Genomic DNA, 15,255 nt, shown 5'->3' on the forward strand with positions numbered 1-15,255 from the left:
TTTCCCCGATACGGCTCAAAGGCGGTAAGCTGCTTTCCCTGCGTTAGGAAGATCTCAGCTGTCCTTCCCTCTCTGGAAACCGTAAAAAGCATCTCGTGTCCTTATCAGTGCCTGTTGTTTCAATAATTTTTTATATCTTACTATATATTCCCACAAAGTGCAATCAGTGATTTACATTTTTTCTGACGCGGCAGTCCCGTTATGGGCAGCCAGAAACAGCCATACAAGCAATGCAGCGAGGCTGTATGCCGCTCCCATCATCAAAAACGTAAACCCGGCACCAGCATACCAAGTGGCGGACAGATGAATGATCACCCCGGTTATCGCTACGCCGACCAAGGCTCCGATTTGCCGGTTTGCATTTAACGCCGCACCGGCGATATTCGCATGTCTTTGCCCGGCAGCCTGCATGATCACAGTTGTCATGGCAGGAACTGTAATACCGGTACAGAGGTTCATAACAGACATCAACACCGCCAGCTCCCAATAAGGAAAATCCGGAGAAATCAGCACAAACAACAGCAATGCAATGATACAGCTGACCGCCATTGATACAAACATAAGCTGCCCGGCTTCAAACCGATTCGCCAGACGGGCAAACAGCAGATTGCCGAACACGAAGACCGCCATCATCGGCAGCAGCTCCACTCCAGCCATAAAGGAACTTGCCCCTCCTGCTTCCTGCAAAAAAAGGCTGAGCATAAACATGCCGCCAAAAAGGGCGAAATTCAGCAAAAACCCGATAAATTGGGCAGCTGAGAAGCGGCCGTTTTTGTATAAGGACGCCGGCAGGATGGGTGCTTTTGCAGAAATTTCCCGCAGCAAAAACAGCACAAATGCCAAAATCGCTGCAGTAAATACTACAAGAATCACTGGCGAGCGCCAGCCCGCTGAAGGCCCCTGTATCAAAGCATAGGAAAGAAACCCGAGAGCCATCATGCCAAGCAGATGCCGGATGATGTTCACGCGGCTGCTTTTTCCCGGAACGCGGCTGAGGATTCGGTAAGCTGAAATGAGCGCAGCAGCCTCTATTGGCACATTGATCAGAAAAATACTCTGCCAGCCCGCCAACTCTACCAGCACGCCCCCGATAAAAGGCCCAAGGGCTGAAGCGGCAGAAACAAGCGCGGCCCACAGCCCAAACATTCTCGCCCGCGCCCGCTCATCAGGGTAAGAGGCAGCCAAAAGGCTGAGTGAGCTTGGCATAAACAAAGCTGCGCCAATTCCCTGTATAAGGCGTCCGGCAATCAGCATCTGCCCATTAAAGGATGCAGCGCATAAACAGGAGGCCAGAACAAAAACGGCTAGACCCAAGATATAGATCGTCTTCGAGCCGAAACGGTCAGCCAAGGCTCCGCCCGCCAGCAGAAGCGACGCAAAAGTAAGAATGTACCCGTCCACAACCCACGTTACACCTGAAAGTGACATTGAAAGAGTGTTTTTCATATCAGCCATCGCCACATTCACAACGGTCACATCAAGAGTTGCCATGAGGAAACCAAGTGCGAGCACGATCAGCACGGATATGCCTGTTGATGATGTTGATTCTTGTATAGACCCGCTATTTTTCATTACAATTGCCCTTTCACTTGCTTGATTACCCAATCATCTATTTTTTCAAGATCATACAATTCCCCGACCCTGTCCATGACATGCTGCAAGGACTCTTCTCTCATGAGATTAGCCCATTTATCCTCGATTTCCGCCATGACTGTCTCCAGCACACATTGACTTTCACCCTCGAATACAGATTGCAGCAGGCCTTTCCCCTGATACATCGAACCTCTGCCTTCGACCGCTTGATAAACATCATAAAGCGTAATGTCAGCCAAAGGCTTCGTCAGGGTAAAACCGCCCTTCGTCCCTGGTAAGGATTCTGCCAAACCGGCTTGAACCAATGTTCTCATCAGCTTCTTCAAGTAAGACGGAGACACACGCAATCGCTGGCTTATAGCCTCTGACGTCAAAGAAGCCTGTACCGGCAGCCGTGACAGTAACAGCAGCACAGAAACCGCCTGCTCCATTCCTGATTTCATTTTCATCCTATTCACTCCTGATTCATTATGGATAACTATTATCCATAATGAATCTCTTAGCAGCTTTTGTCAATAAAAAAAGCAAAAGAAACGATTCATTTCTTTTGCTTGGTATGGTTAACAAATCTGCTTCAGTTCCTCTATGTATTGAAGCGCTTCGTCATATTCTTCATTTGTATATTTTTGCTTGCTTTTGATGGTAAAGACTTTTTCTTTCTTTTCCTCTTCCTCAAGCCCGTCAAAGTAAAGGATCGTGGAAACCAGCTCTAAAAACCGTGATGAACGGCTGTTTACACTGTCGATATAGCCTTTCATATCCGGCATGTCCAGATCAGCATGGTCTAAAAATGCGGAGCCTGTCTCAGTCAGCGAATACCGGTATTGAAAGTAGCCGCCCTTTTTTTCCTTCACCTCATGCAGAAATCCAAGGTTGCACAGCTCTTCAATCTGGAGCGTCAGTTCCTCTGAATATGGTCCGTAAAAGTGAAAATCATATTTCTCATAGAAAGGAAACTGCATTTTCTTGGCGATATAAATCATTTTCTGCAGCTTCTTTCGCCCGATGATTTCTCCAGAATCCGAGAACACCTTCATCAGTTTTGCATGTTCTTTCAACAAATTCCCGACATCTCCTTTTTCCTTCTTTCCAATTTCTATGTCAGTCCCAGCAGCTGCCGGATTTTCATTTTCGCTTCCGGATGTTTAGAGCCGTCACAAATCAAGTCCTTTGGATAGTACAGCTTGTGGTCCGTCCGCCGTTTACCTGAGATGGATTCCACAATAGCCGACTGCCTGGACAGCTCTTTAATTTGGCCGTTTTGCGTCAAGAGATGGATCGGCAGACGCTCCTCTTCCTCTCCCGGTCGGTAAAAATCGTATGGCAGATCTGATGAAGAATCAACGACCAAATAATAGCTCGGATCGATTCCCGCCTCTTTGAACAATGAAGTCAGCTCAAAATAAGCCGACATTTCTTCATTCGGATTGAATTCAACGTATTGGAAAAGCTGGCGGTTAATGAATCTGCGGCACAAGTCGGATAAAATCGCGTCTTCTTCATCCTCCCAGGCCTGGAAGTAATACAAAATAATAGATTCATCCAGCTTTACATAATCCTCCAGTGTCAATTTCCCTTCAAAAATAGAATAGAAATGAACCGGAGCGTGAGTGAAGACATAGCCTTCATCGTGCAGCTGCTTCGCCCTGTGAAGAATCTTCGTTAAAATGACCTCTGCACTTCTCGTCACAGGATGGAAGTAGACCTGCCAGTACATTTGGTAACGGCTCATGATATAGTCTTCGACAGCGTGCATTCCGCTTTCTTTAATGACGATCTGATCCTCGCGCGGCCGCATCACCCGAAGAATCCGCTCCATATCAAAATGGCCGTAGCTGACGCCCGTATAATATGCGTCGCGCTGCAGGTAATCCATGCGGTCTGCGTCAATCTGACTCGAAATCAGGCTGACCACTTGCTTGTTTTTATATGTTTTGGCAATGACTTCAGCAACATCCTGAGGGAAACCCGGGCTCACCTTTCTGAGCACCTGATTAACCTCCGTGTCTCCCAAAATGATACCTCTTGTAAAATCCTCGTGGTCAAGGTGAAAGACCTTTTCAAATGAATGCGAGAACGGCCCGTGCCCGAGGTCATGAAGCAGTGCCGCGGCCAAACAGAGTTCACGCTCACTGTCATCCCATTCAGGGCGGCCTTTAAAGACGTCATCAACCATTCTTCTGACAATTTCATAGACACCGAGAGAATGGTTGAACCGGCTGTGCTCAGCCCCATGGAACGTCAAATAGGTCGTGCCGAGCTGCTTAATTCTGCGGAGACGCTGAAATTCACGGGTTCCGATTAAATCCCATATCAGCTTGTCCCGAACATGAACATAGCGGTGCACCGGATCTTTAAACACTTTTTCTTCTGATAATTTTCCATTTGGATACGCCATCGTCATTCCCTCTTTTTTTTAGCCGTGTTTCTATTATATCGACTCTATTCTTTGAAAACATCCTTGAATTTGCCCGGCGATTTGTTCCATCTTCATGAAAAACACATCTTGTGAAGCAAAAAAGCCTGACCTGAGGGCCGAGGCTAAGAAAAAATATGTTTTTACTTTTTTATTTTCTTTTTTACTTTGTCAATCAGCTCATCCTCTGTCGGAGCTGACAGCGGGCGATTGTTCACAAAAGCAAATGATTTTTTCCGTCCGGGCCCGCAATAAGATTGGCATCCTACCTCAACCTTTGCGTCCGGGTCCACTTCTTTCAAACGCGGCAGCAATGTTTTGATATTAGTGGCTTGGCAATCATCACACACTCGAAATTCATTAGCCATGACGTACGCTTCCCTTCATTTCTATGTTCATCTATGTGAATAACCTAAAATCACGTTTCAAAAAAAATCACATCACTCTTCATTTTACAAGGATTCGACTGTTCCTGCAAGCCGCTCCATCCTTCGTATCTCCTATTCTTTCAGCCAATTTGTATAAATATTTTCCAACCTGGACATTCTAATACCATGAAAAGAAAAATGGGAGTTGAGATAAATGACAAAACAGCGACAAGACGCTTGGTCAGAGGAAAACGATCTGCTTTTAGCCGAAACAGTGCTTCGGCATGTGAGGGAGGGCAGCACTCAGCTGAACGCCTTTGAAGAAGTCGGCGATAAATTAAACCGGACATCCGCAGCCTGCGGATTCAGATGGAACGCAGTGGTCCGCCATCAATATGAAAAAGCGCTTCAGCTTGCGAAGAAACAACGAAAACAGCGGATGAGAGCGCTCGGAAACGGGCAGCCCGCGAAAAAAAGATTATTATATCAGCCTCCTACTGTTGATCCTGAAATCATTCAAGAAACCGCTGCAGAAGAGCCGGTTAAAATGGAAACACCATCTGTCGAAAATGAACAACCTTTAATGTCTGGCGAACATATGCCTTTTGTTGATGAAAGCTTTAAGGAAGAGTTAGCTAGTCTATCACACTTATTGTCTCCTCAAACGCCTGCAGCTGCGCCTGAGATGACGATGAATGATGTGATCCGCTTCCTGCAGAATTACGAAGGCAATAACGAGCAATCATCAGCATTAAAAATGGAAAACGAGCGTTTAAAGAAAGAAAATCAGGAATTGCAAAACAAAACAGAGCAGCTAGAGGCAGAAGTTCAAAAGCTTGAAAAAGACCAAAAAACGATCCAAGAAGATTATGAAACCTTGGTGAAAATTATGAACAGAGCCAGAAAGCTAGTTTTATTTGAAGAAGATGAACATGCCTCTCCGTCCTTCAAAATGGACCGGAACGGCAATTTAGAAAAATTAGCGGAATGACATAGAAAAATCCCAAAACGGGCAGCTGTTTTGGGATTTTCGCCATGTGCAAAATCCTCTTTTCTATTGAGAAAAGAGAATTTCCTCATTTTGCAGCCGGATCAGCTATTCTTGTAAAATGAGGCCAAGCTTATGTGAATCTATTAAGACATGTGAGCTGCCTCGGCCGTTTTTTGTTTTCGAGGCGCAGCAGAAATGACCAAAAGCCCCAGCATCATAAGCGCAATGCCCAGCCACGAGGAAGGCGAAAGCATTTCCCCTATGAAAAACACGCCAAGCAATGAAGCCGTCAGCGGTTCCGCTAAAGACAGCGTGACCGCCGCCGAGGCCGGAACCCCGGTAAGCCCTTTCGCAAACAAAAAGTATGCGGCACATGTTGCAATTAACCCGATGTAAAGGCTTGTTCCCAGTCCTCTAGGGGTCAATATCCACGAGATATCTGACTGCCATAATAGCGGCGTCAGCAAGATGGCGCTGATCATAAATACAACGGCGGAGGTCGCTCGCGGAGGCTGGGTTTTCATCATCGCTTTACTGATGAGCGTATAGCCTGCAAAAGAAGCACCCGCTCCAAGCGCCATAAGAACACCAGCCACATCAATCCGAACATTGGAACTGTCGGAAAACAGAAGCCAGCAACCCGCTAAAGCCAGCACAGTCGCAATCCACCAGGAGTTTCGCGGGCGTTTCTTCAATACAGCCCATTCGAGGGTCCCGGCAATGATAGGCGCACTGCCGATGGCAATCACAGTTCCCACTGCAATTCCAGTTTCTTTAACCGCTGTGAAAAACAGCGGCTGGTAACACGCCATACAAACAGCGGCTAAAAATACGAGCGGCCATGACCAATTTTTCACGTGAAGCTCCCGGCTGACCCAAACCGCAAGCAGCATGGCGCTTCCTCCTATTAATAACCTGAACGCTCCAAATGCCAGCGGTGTGGCGCTTTCTGGAGCCAATGCCTGAACGGTTCCCGTGGTCCCCCAGAAAAAAGCCGCAATCAATACAAAAAGGCTGTAAATACTCCCTTTCATCTGCCTCTCTCCTTTAATATGGATGCTGATGTCATTTTATCGTTTTTCTTTTTGTCGTGGTTATCTGTATGTAAGAAGGATTTATCTGAAAATAAGATTATTGGGGTAAAATGCTGCTTGAAATAAAAAATGCATGCCGGCATATACAGCCGACATGCGAAGAACGTTCACCCAAATACATTTGCATTCCGCTCAGCCATCCGGACGAGGTTTTTCTCAAATTCCATTTCCTCATCAATGGACAGTCCAGCTGAATAAAGATGGGTGCTTAACGCTTTTAATTCCGTCAATAAAGCGAACATTAAGTCTTGTACGGAGATGTCTTTTTGCAGAAGCTCACTTAAGGACGCCATCGTTTCCGGACGTATTTCCGGATAGACGCCTTTTTTATCGTTTTGTTTGTCTTTCAGCGCCGCTTGATAGAATCGTCTGATCAAGTCGGCCCTTTCACTGCCGCTTTTATCCGCACAGAGATAAATTTGAACAGCGACTCCGCCGCGAACGCGTCTCTGAGAGATGCCGGCGAACTTTTTGCCATTTATACTGAGGTCATAGCTGCCGGGACAATAAGACCCTTCAATTTCATAGGCTTCGATCTTTGCGTTGTACGGTCTCAGCATTCGTCTCATCAGCTCGACCATCGCTTCATATCCTTTGTCTATATCGATGCCTTTCTTTTCGTCCTCGAATATGAGAGAGATATTTAAAACACCGTCATCCAATACGACGGCAAGACCGCCGGAATTGCGTACGATCACACGGTATCCTTCGCTCTCCAGCAAGGAGATACCATCCTGCAAAAACGGGAGGCGTGTATCCTGTATTCCAAGGACAATTGTATCGTGGTGCACCCATGAGCGCGCTGTCGCCGGCGACACGCCTTTTCCGACGGACATGCACAGCGTATCATCCATTGCGAAGGATTGCTTCGCATCAAATAAAGGGCCGAGACTGGATTGGTCAATGACTCTCCATTTCGGCTGCATCAGTAAATCAATCGGTTGGTTTGCCATCTATGTAAAACCCTTTCATGTTAGGCTTATTGAACGAAAACTATTATATCATTTCAGCAGCTGTGATTGATAATTGCTTTTCAGCATCGCAAGAAAAATTTCTTTATTTTTTGTATTCTCCATGAGAGGAGAATGAATGTAAGACAGCTTGCGCTTTAACGAGAAATCTTTAATATGCAGAATTGAAATTTCGCGGTGGATCAAATCCTTATGCAGCACGCTTCTGGATAGAACCGAAAGTCCCATGCCGTTGATCACCGCTTCCTTTACACCTTGATTGCTGCTGATGGTGAACATTGATTTCGGCCGAAGTCCATTTGAACTGAGTACATGATCGAGATATTCTCTCGTCCCGGAGCCTTTCTCTCTTGTCACCCACGCTTCGTTCTGCAAATCGCTGATCGAAATCTCTTTCCGCCCGGCCAGCGGATGCTGATTTGGAGCGGCAATGCACATTTCATCCTCCATGAACGGTTCAATTTCCAGCTCATTCTCGTTTGTATGCCCTTCAATCAGCCCGATATCAGCCTGAAGCATACGCACACGCTCGCTGACCTCCTCTGTATTGCCAATCATGACATCGAGGTTCAGCTCTGGATACAGCTTTTGCAGCTGGGCCAATAGCGGCGGAAGAATATACTCACCGATTGTAAAGCTTGCAGCTATTTTCAATTCGCCCTTCACATAGTGATGATGCGCATAGATTTCAGCCTTGGCTTGTTCGTAGAGAAACACCATTTGCTTTGCTCTTTGATATAAAATGTCTCCTGTCGGCGTTGTCGTAAAGTGTTTTGGCGACCTGTTCAGAAGAGCCGTTTGAAATTCTTTCTCAAGATTTTTGATATGCAGACTGACGCTGGGCTGGGAGATCATCAGCTTTTCCGCCGCTTTTGTGAAGTTTTTTTCTTCTACCACCGCTATAAACGTTTTCAGCACGTCGTAATACAAAAACCCCACCCCTGTCATTAATGAAATATATGGTTATGATTAGTTTTCTTTATTGTACTCATATCATCCGTCTTGGTAAAGAAGGCTATACGGAAGCGCAAAAAAGGCAGCCCTCGGTCGAGAGCTGCCATTGTCTTCAATTTTATTACAGTGCTTGCGCCGCTGTAATTAATGCGAGATTGTAAACATCTTCAGCGTTACATCCTCTTGAAAGGTCGTTTACAGGCATATTTAAACCTTGCAGGATTGGTCCTACCGCTTCAAAGTTGCCCAAACGCTGAGCGATTTTATAGCCGATGTTTCCTGCTTCAAGGCTTGGGAATACGAATACGTTAGCGTCCCCTTTGATCTCGGAATCCGGCGCTTTTTTCTCAGCTACAGATGGAACAAATGCAGCATCAAATTGGAATTCGCCGTCAAGTGTCAGTTCAGGCGCTTTTTCTTTCGCGATTTTCACTGCATCCGCTACTTTTTCTGTTTCATCAGATTTTGCTGAGCCTTTTGTAGAGAAGCTGAGCATTGCCACGCGAGGCTCAATGTCGAACATTTTTGCCGTATTGGCACTTTCGATCGCAATCTCGGCAAGGTCTTGGCTGTCAGGCGCAATGTTGATCGCGCAATCTGCGAATACGTATTGCTCTTCTCCGCGAGCCATGATGAACACGCCTGAAGTCTTTTTCACGCCTTCTTTTGTTTTGATGATTTGAAGAGCCGGGCGGACAGTGTCAGCTGTCGAGTGAGCAGCTCCGCTTACGAGTCCGTCTGCAAGGCCTTTATACACCAGCATTGTACCGAAGTAGTTCTCGTCTAATAACGCTTTGCGAGCCTGTTCTTCTGTCGCTTTGCCTTTGCGGCGTTCTACGAATGCTTGTACAAGGTCTTCCATGCCTTCATATGTATGAGGATCATAAATCTTAACGCCGTCCAGCGTAAGGTTCAATTCTTTTGCTTTTGCTTGGATCTCATTTTCATTGCCGATCACAATCGGATTCAGCACTTTGTTTCCTGCAAGCTTGCTGACCGCTTCTAAAATACGCTCGTCTAAGCCTTCAGGAAATACAATTTTAACGTCTTTTCCAGCTACTTTTTCTTGCACTGTTGAAAATAAATCTGCCACAATAAAACCTCCTCAAAAAGTTACAAAAACGCTTTCTTTTACTAGCATACTCTTCTTCCAATCAAATTCAAACAGCCAACTTCCATTATAGCGCTTTCATAAAAAAATCTTATTTTTCTAACTAATTTAAGTGACTCAATCTTCCCTTATAGGTTCTTCTATTTTGATGGAGTTATACGGAAGGGATGTTCAAGGTTTCTCCACAGTAGAATCGGATAAACTATGGTATAGTGAAGGCAATCATGAAAAGATAATGGGAGTGAAGATAAATGAGTGAACAGCAAATGACGAATGAAGCTGCAAAAACGCTTGACGGCTGGTATGCGCTTCATGATTTCCGCACAATGGATTGGGCTTCCTGGAAGCTTCTGTCCAGTGATGAGCGCCAATCTATCATACATGAATTCACTGGGTTGCTTGAAAAATGGGGCGTAGCCCAAAAAGAAGGAAAAGGATCGCAAACTCTTTACAGCATCGTCGGCCAAAAAGCTGATTTTATGCTGATGATCCTTCGTCCTACAATGGAAGAATTAAATCAAATTGAGCTTGAATTCAACAAATCAAGACTTGCTGAGTTCACCATTCCGGCATACTCCTACGTATCAGTGGTAGAGCTGAGCAACTACTTGGCAAGCGGTGACGGCGATCCTTATGAAAATCCGCATGTGCGCGCTCGCCTTTACCCTGAACTGCCGGAATCAAAATATGTATGCTTCTATCCAATGGATAAAAGAAGATCCGGCAACGACAACTGGTATATGCTTTCAATGGAAGAACGCAGAAACTTGATGAGAAGCCACGGTTTAATCGGCCGCAGCTATGCGGGCAAAGTCAAACAGATCATCACCGGCTCTGTCGGCTTTGACGATTACGAGTGGGGCGTTACATTATTCAGCGATGATGTCCTTCAATTCAAGAAGTTAGTGTATGAAATGCGTTTTGACGAAGTCAGCGCTCGCTATGGCGAATTTGGTTCATTCTTTGTCGGCAATCACCTTTCGCTTGATACACTTCCTCAATTCCTATATGTATAATATCCCCTCCCGCCCATCCGGCGGGAGTTTTTCAATCCTCCTTTATCAGAATTTAAATAAAATTTGCTATTTTCTTCGTTTTTTCTTACGATGTAGATAATAATCCAATTTTTTCAAAGGGGTGCAGTTATTTGTCAAAACGAACCGCATTTGTTATGGGAGCCAGTCAAGGGATCGGGAAAGCAATCGCTCTGAAATTAGCAGACCAGCATTTTTCCCTCGTCATTAATTCGCGAAATTTGGATAATATTGAATCTGTCAAAGAAGACATTTTGGCCAAGCATCCTGAGACGAGCGTCATTGTCCTTGCGGGGGATATGTCTGACCGGCATACGAGAGCGGGCATTTTTCAGAAAATCGAATCTCAATGCGGACGGCTTGATGTTCTGATTAATAATATCCCGGGCGGCGCGCCTGATACATTTGATAACTGCAATATAGACGATATGACGGCCACGTTCACTCAAAAGACCGTTGCCTATATTGACGCTATCAAGCGTGCTTCCTCACTGATGAAACAAAACGAGTTTGGCAGAATCATCAACATTGTCGGAAATCTGTGGAAAGAACCCGGCGCCAACATGTTCACAAACAGCATGATGAATGCCGCTTTAATTAACGCCAGTAAAAATATTTCCATCCAGCTTGCTCCTCACAACATTACTGTCAACTGTCTGAATCCTGGTTTTATCGCTACAGACCGTTATCATCAATTTGTGGAAAATGTGATGAAAAAGAACAGCATATCCAAACAGGAAGCAGAGGAACAGATTGCTTCCGGGATTCCGCTGAAACGGGTCGGATCAGCCGAAGAAACCGCAGCGCTCGCCGCGTTTCTTGCCTCTGAGGAAGCCTCCTACATCACGGGACAGCAAATTTCCGCTGATGGCGGCAGCATGAAAAGCATATAAAAACATCCCGCTTTTTAGCGGGATGTTTCTTGTAATGACCCGAACGGCAGGTTCAGCTTTTGAATCCGCATGACAAATTCCCTCAGATCCTCCTGCTTCGACACCATTGAGATTCTGACATGCCTTTTTCCGTTGCTTCCAAAAATTTCGCCCGGTGTGACTACGACATGGGCATGCTCCAGCAAGTAATCGGAAAATTGGTGAGATGTCTCAAACGTATTCGGAATTTCAGCCCATACGTAAAAAGTTCCTTTTGGCTTTTCCATCTTCCAGCCCAGTTCCTTTTCGCAAAGCGCCGTAAAAAAGTCAATTCGTTCCTTATAAATTCGTTTCAACGATTCCGTATGCTCCGGATCTCCAGAAAGCGCCGCACTCGCTGCCTGCTGCAGCCCGCCGAACATGCCGACAAATACATGATCCTGAAATTCATTGACAGCCTGAATGATCTTTTCGTTCCCAACCGCAAACGCCATTCTCCAGCCGGCCATGTTAAATGTTTTTGAAAATGAATAAAGCTCTGCTCCGACAATTTTGGCATCCTCTGCCTCAAGAAAGCTGGCCGGTTTTTGATCGAATTCAAACGCTCCGTATGCAAAATCATGAATCAAATGGATATGATGCTCTTTTGCAAAAGCAGCAGCTCTTGCATAAAAAGCCGCATCAGCCACAGCTCCAGTGGGGTTGTTCGGATAGTTTAAAAACATAAGCTTCGCTTTTTCCAGCACGGCTGGATCAATCTTTTCAAAATCCGGCAGATAGCCATTTTCTTCATACAGCGGCATTTCGTAAAGCTCAGCTCGCGCCATCGTAATCCCTGATAAATATTCAGGGTAGCCTGGATTCGGGACTAAAGCGATGTCTCCCGGATTGAGCAGGCATTGTGTCAGCACATACAAGCCTGCTTTCCCGCCTCCGAAAAGCGCGACCTCCGTTTCAGGATTGATTGTCACGCCGTATTCTCTTTTATAGAAAGCAGCGATTGCTTCCTTCAAAAAAGGATAACCTCTGAATGGGCCGTATCCATGAAACGAAGGATTCAGAGACGCCTCCCGCAAAGCCTCGACAATATGCGGCGGAGTGGGAAGGTCAGGGTTCCCCTGTCCGAGATTAATGATATGGGCTCCCGTTTTTTCCATTTCCTTTACCTTTTGAAAAACGAGAGAAAACTCCTGCCTTGGAAGTGTCTTGATGACATCGGACGGTGTTATTTCCATCTAAAAGACTCCTTTTTGCTCCGTTTTGTTATCCCGTTCCAAAAACGATTTGTTGACGAGCTTCGTATGCAGAAACAAACCGCATACGATCACGACAATCAGCCCCATAATGACCGGAGCGCTTAGGATGTTAATGAACATTGAACCAATAGAAATGCATAATCCGATAGACGCTTCGGCCACTGAAAAAATGCGCCCTTGAATCTGGTTTGCCGCATTTTCCTGAACCTTCACTTTTGCAAGCACTTCCCCGTATTCCATCGCGATGAAAAAGAGGATCGCCGCGATGACAGAAACAGCGAAAATCGGCGTAAATAAAAACAGCGCCAGCGAGACAACGGATAAAACGGTAAAGTACGTCAGGCCTCTATTGTTGTTAAAGCCCCATTTGCTGACAAGCGCCGCTCCGATAAAGCCGCCGAAGCCGATGCAGAATGTGAGAATAAAGTTGCCGATTTCCCCGTCACCCAGAAAGCGGCTGACAATCGGAAAATAGCTGTACACAACTCCCCACAGCAAAGCCATTGTAATCATCGTAAACATGGCGTTTAATACAAAAGCATTGGTTTTGATTTCCTTGAGCCCTTCCTTAAAAGACTGAAAGGCCTCTTTTATGTTTTCAGATTGAATCGGCACAAATTGCAGCTTGATACGGCTGATAAAAAATGCCGAAACCAGGTATGTCACACCGTTAAAGGCAACAGCCAGCTCTACAGATCCGCCTAACAGAAAGAGCCCTCCGGCAGCCGCCCCGACGATAATGGAAATGGTTGTCGCTTTTGCAAATAACGTGTTGATGCTTTTAATATCTGATTCCAAGGACGACATGACAGCGAGACGGGCGGGATTAAAAAACACGCCGCTTCCATAAGAAATAAACAGCAGGGTCAGAAAAATCAGCGGATACTCGCCTTTTGGAAGAAATGTGAGCCCCAAAAAGATGATGCCTCTGATGATATCCGTCCACAGCATGATCTTAATTCTGTCTAACCGGTCGACCAGAACCCCCAAAAACGGCTGAAACACCATCGGAATGCTTCTGACCACGATGACCCCGGACGTCACCCAATAATCGTGATAATATGTAGACAAAATGAGCAGGGCAGGGAGAACACAATAGTCTCCCATGAACGATAGCGCCTGCCCGTAAAGCAAGTATTTAGAGTTGGGTTTCAGCTGTTTCATACTGGCAGCACATACTTTGCCGTCAGCTTCGCATGCTGCTGAATTTGTCTGATTGATTCAGCCACATCCTGTGAATTACTGCCTTTCAGTTCAAATGCAGCAATGGAATTGAAAGCTTCAAACAATGTCAAATCAACTGAAGTGCCTGGTGCTGCGGCCGAAAAAGAAACGATTTCAGTATCCCCTTTTAAAAGCCCGTCCGGAATATCGATCGCTTCAATGACCAAATCCTCAGCGGTTTCTGGAATCTGGCCATTTTGTTTGAAATGCTGCGGGTACAAATGGCAGTCGGCGACATAGTAAGGCTCTTGATCCAATAATCCGTCCGGCAGATCGGCATCTTTTCCGAAACAGAGGACATCTAATAATAATTGCGCCATATCAAGGCCGAAAACCTTTTTAATGTTAGGGATCATATTCCAGCCGGCAAATCTGGCTGCCGATTCAATTAAACCCGGTTCTCTGTTTTTCATTAGCTTGACCTCTGTATGTGTTGCGCAATTTTGCAGGCCAAGCCCTTCATTTGCCTTTTTGGCAGCTTCGACAATTTTCTTTTTTGCCTCTTCATCCAGAATGGACGGCGTAATGTGGGATGTCTCTGTAAACCCGATTTGCGGCGTTTTATCATGAATGGCGATCGGGAAATACTCACCGTCAGCCATGATGCCTTCTATACTGATATAGTCGGAGTACCCTTCTGTTTGATACCAGTCTCCGTACTCACCCTGTAAAAATTCTTCAGCGATAAACGGCGCTTCAAACGTAACCGCCTTTGGCACGTTAATTGATTTCAGATAGTCATTGACTCTGTTAAATTCATCTTCTGCCGTCTCAGTGTCCGTAATCAGCGTTACACCGATAGAACTCGCTAAGTATGTAGGCTTTAAGATAAGAGGTGTGCCGATCTCTTCAAGAGCAGCACGGAAATCTTCAAGAGTTGTGACTCGTTTGTTTTTGATCGATTTGACTCCGGCCTTATTAAAAGCGTCCCTCATTTTATTTTTATCTCTGGCATTTTCGGCTGCCTGCACGCCGGCACCTCTCAGGCCCAAACGTTCACAGGCTTTCGCCATCGGAGCAATAAATAATTCATTGTTTGTTGTGATGGCATCCGCCCCAAACATTTCGGCAACCTTGACGATTTGCTCGACGACCTCTTCCTCAGGCTTGTCATGATCCTCATGCGCCCAATAAATGGAATCAGGATGCTCAAAATCAGCTAAACTCTTAAAATAGTCTTTATCTTTTATGACCGCGACCGAGTATTTTTCAATCAATGCTGCATGGGAGGCTGTAATTGCAAAAGGTCTTGGAATAAAGCTGACCAGGTTATATTTTTCAGCAGCGCTTTTATAAAACATGTGCGGCGGGCAGCCTCCAAGATCAGCGATGACCAATACTGTTTTTCTCTCCATATGTAAAACACTCCTT

The 15,255-nt window shown here is 45.6% G+C and carries 15 protein-coding genes and 1 other annotated feature (1 of these 16 only partly in view); of the genes, 3 read left to right on the forward strand and 12 right to left on the reverse strand.

The genetic code is table 11. From position 1 onward, the window contains the following. Positions 1 to 117, reverse strand: a binding site (T-box leader) (it extends 112 nt beyond the left edge of the window). Positions 118 to 171: 54 nt separating this feature from the next. From MKX71_RS19405 to MKX71_RS19425, 5 genes are all read right to left on the reverse strand, one after another. After that, positions 172 to 1,572, reverse strand: coding sequence for an MFS transporter (locus tag MKX71_RS19405; protein WP_339231505.1), 1,401 nt, complete (start codon positions 1,570 to 1,572; stop codon positions 172 to 174). Next, positions 1,572 to 2,042 (reverse strand): Rrf2 family transcriptional regulator, encoded by a 471-nt coding sequence (locus MKX71_RS19410; RefSeq protein ID WP_015714902.1) that lies wholly within the window; start codon positions 2,040 to 2,042, stop codon positions 1,572 to 1,574. Before MKX71_RS19410 ends, MKX71_RS19405 begins: the two co-directional genes overlap by 1 nt. A 111-nt stretch (positions 2,043 to 2,153) precedes the next feature. Then, a complete protein-coding gene (locus tag MKX71_RS19415; RefSeq protein ID WP_017696246.1) occupies positions 2,154 to 2,654 on the reverse strand; it encodes a YwgA family protein in 501 nt (166 codons plus the stop codon). A gap of 35 nt (positions 2,655 to 2,689) precedes the next feature. Next, complete coding sequence (locus MKX71_RS19420) at positions 2,690 to 3,991, reverse strand: HD domain-containing protein (protein ID WP_015250978.1); 1,302 nt, start codon at positions 3,989 to 3,991, stop codon at positions 2,690 to 2,692. A gap of 161 nt (positions 3,992 to 4,152) precedes the next feature. Continuing rightward, entirely contained in the window at positions 4,153 to 4,377 is a 225-nt protein-coding gene (locus tag MKX71_RS19425) for a DUF1450 domain-containing protein (RefSeq protein WP_003222050.1), read from the reverse strand. A gap of 214 nt (positions 4,378 to 4,591) precedes the next feature. Between MKX71_RS19425 and rsfA the strand changes: the two genes are divergently transcribed. Next, positions 4,592 to 5,368 (forward strand): prespore-specific transcription regulator RsfA, encoded by a 777-nt coding sequence (gene rsfA, locus MKX71_RS19430; RefSeq protein ID WP_339231506.1) that lies wholly within the window; start codon positions 4,592 to 4,594, stop codon positions 5,366 to 5,368. 143 nt (positions 5,369 to 5,511) lie between these two features. Here rsfA and MKX71_RS19435 read toward each other — a convergent pair whose 3' ends face one another. From MKX71_RS19435 to pta, 4 genes are all read right to left on the reverse strand, one after another. Then, a complete protein-coding gene (locus tag MKX71_RS19435; protein WP_128480845.1) occupies positions 5,512 to 6,402 on the reverse strand; it encodes a carboxylate/amino acid/amine transporter in 891 nt (296 codons plus the stop codon). A 167-nt stretch (positions 6,403 to 6,569) separates the two neighbouring features. Beyond that, positions 6,570 to 7,415, reverse strand: a complete 846-nt coding sequence (gene ywfL, locus MKX71_RS19440) for an octanoyl-[GcvH]:protein N-octanoyltransferase (RefSeq protein WP_339231507.1) — start codon at positions 7,413 to 7,415, stop codon at positions 6,570 to 6,572. 48 nt (positions 7,416 to 7,463) lie between these two features. After that, complete coding sequence (gene cysL / locus MKX71_RS19445; RefSeq protein WP_038429805.1) at positions 7,464 to 8,363, reverse strand: cysJI operon transcriptional regulator CysL; 900 nt, start codon at positions 8,361 to 8,363, stop codon at positions 7,464 to 7,466. Between the two features lie 145 nt (positions 8,364 to 8,508). Then, a complete protein-coding gene (gene pta / locus MKX71_RS19450; protein ID WP_003235941.1) occupies positions 8,509 to 9,480 on the reverse strand; it encodes a phosphate acetyltransferase in 972 nt (323 codons plus the stop codon). Positions 9,481 to 9,749: 269 nt separating this feature from the next. Here pta and hemQ point away from each other — a divergent pair, with 269 nt between their 5' ends. Both hemQ and bacG read left to right on the forward strand, forming a co-directional pair. After that, positions 9,750 to 10,514 carry a hydrogen peroxide-dependent heme synthase gene (gene hemQ, locus MKX71_RS19455; protein ID WP_003242896.1) on the forward strand — a complete coding sequence of 255 codons (765 nt, stop codon included), beginning with the start codon at positions 9,750 to 9,752 and terminating at the stop codon, positions 10,512 to 10,514. Between the two features lie 131 nt (positions 10,515 to 10,645). Then, entirely contained in the window at positions 10,646 to 11,425 is a 780-nt protein-coding gene (gene bacG, locus MKX71_RS19460; protein ID WP_339231508.1) for an NADPH-dependent reductase BacG, read from the forward strand. A 14-nt stretch (positions 11,426 to 11,439) separates the two neighbouring features. Here bacG and bacF read toward each other — a convergent pair whose 3' ends face one another. Genes bacF through bacD form a run of 3 tightly spaced genes read right to left on the reverse strand, consistent with a single transcriptional unit; the run spans position 11,440 to position 15,239 of the window. Further along, positions 11,440 to 12,639: a transaminase BacF gene (bacF, locus tag MKX71_RS19465; protein WP_339231509.1), complete on the reverse strand. Its 1,200-nt coding sequence runs from the start codon at positions 12,637 to 12,639 to the stop codon at positions 11,440 to 11,442. Continuing rightward, positions 12,640 to 13,824, reverse strand: coding sequence for a bacilysin exporter BacE (gene bacE, locus MKX71_RS19470; RefSeq protein ID WP_339231511.1), 1,185 nt, complete (start codon positions 13,822 to 13,824; stop codon positions 12,640 to 12,642). Beyond that, positions 13,821 to 15,239, reverse strand: coding sequence for an alanine--anticapsin ligase (gene bacD / locus MKX71_RS19475; RefSeq protein ID WP_032722711.1), 1,419 nt, complete (start codon positions 15,237 to 15,239; stop codon positions 13,821 to 13,823). The genes bacE and bacD overlap by 4 nt, the downstream gene beginning before the upstream one ends. Between the last annotated feature and the right edge of the window lie 16 nt (positions 15,240 to 15,255).

Origin of the sequence: Bacillus sp. FSL M8-0071, from assembly GCF_037975455.1 — a bacterium.
Lineage (GTDB): Bacteria > Bacillota > Bacilli > Bacillales > Bacillaceae > Bacillus > Bacillus subtilis.

Excerpts from the sequence above, each read along its gene's own strand:
- MKX71_RS19405 (WP_339231505.1), bottom strand. The coding sequence starts at position 1,572 with ATGAAAAATAGCGGGTCTATACAAGAATCAACATCATCAACAGGCATA.
- MKX71_RS19410 (WP_015714902.1), bottom strand. The coding sequence starts at position 2,042 with ATGAAAATGAAATCAGGAATGGAGCAGGCGGTTTCTGTGCTGCTGTTA.
- MKX71_RS19420 (WP_015250978.1), bottom strand. The coding sequence starts at position 3,991 with ATGGCGTATCCAAATGGAAAATTATCAGAAGAAAAAGTGTTTAAAGAT.
- MKX71_RS19425 (WP_003222050.1), bottom strand. The coding sequence starts at position 4,377 with ATGGCTAATGAATTTCGAGTGTGTGATGATTGCCAAGCCACTAATATC.
- rsfA (WP_339231506.1), top strand. The coding sequence starts at position 4,592 with ATGACAAAACAGCGACAAGACGCTTGGTCAGAGGAAAACGATCTGCTT.
- MKX71_RS19435 (WP_128480845.1), bottom strand. The coding sequence starts at position 6,402 with ATGAAAGGGAGTATTTACAGCCTTTTTGTATTGATTGCGGCTTTTTTC.
- ywfL (WP_339231507.1), bottom strand. The coding sequence starts at position 7,415 with ATGGCAAACCAACCGATTGATTTACTGATGCAGCCGAAATGGAGAGTC.
- hemQ (WP_003242896.1), top strand. The coding sequence starts at position 9,750 with ATGAGTGAACAGCAAATGACGAATGAAGCTGCAAAAACGCTTGACGGC.
- bacF (WP_339231509.1), bottom strand. The coding sequence starts at position 12,639 with ATGGAAATAACACCGTCCGATGTCATCAAGACACTTCCAAGGCAGGAG.
- bacE (WP_339231511.1), bottom strand. The coding sequence starts at position 13,824 with ATGAAACAGCTGAAACCCAACTCTAAATACTTGCTTTACGGGCAGGCG.
- bacD (WP_032722711.1), bottom strand. The coding sequence starts at position 15,239 with ATGGAGAGAAAAACAGTATTGGTCATCGCTGATCTTGGAGGCTGCCCG.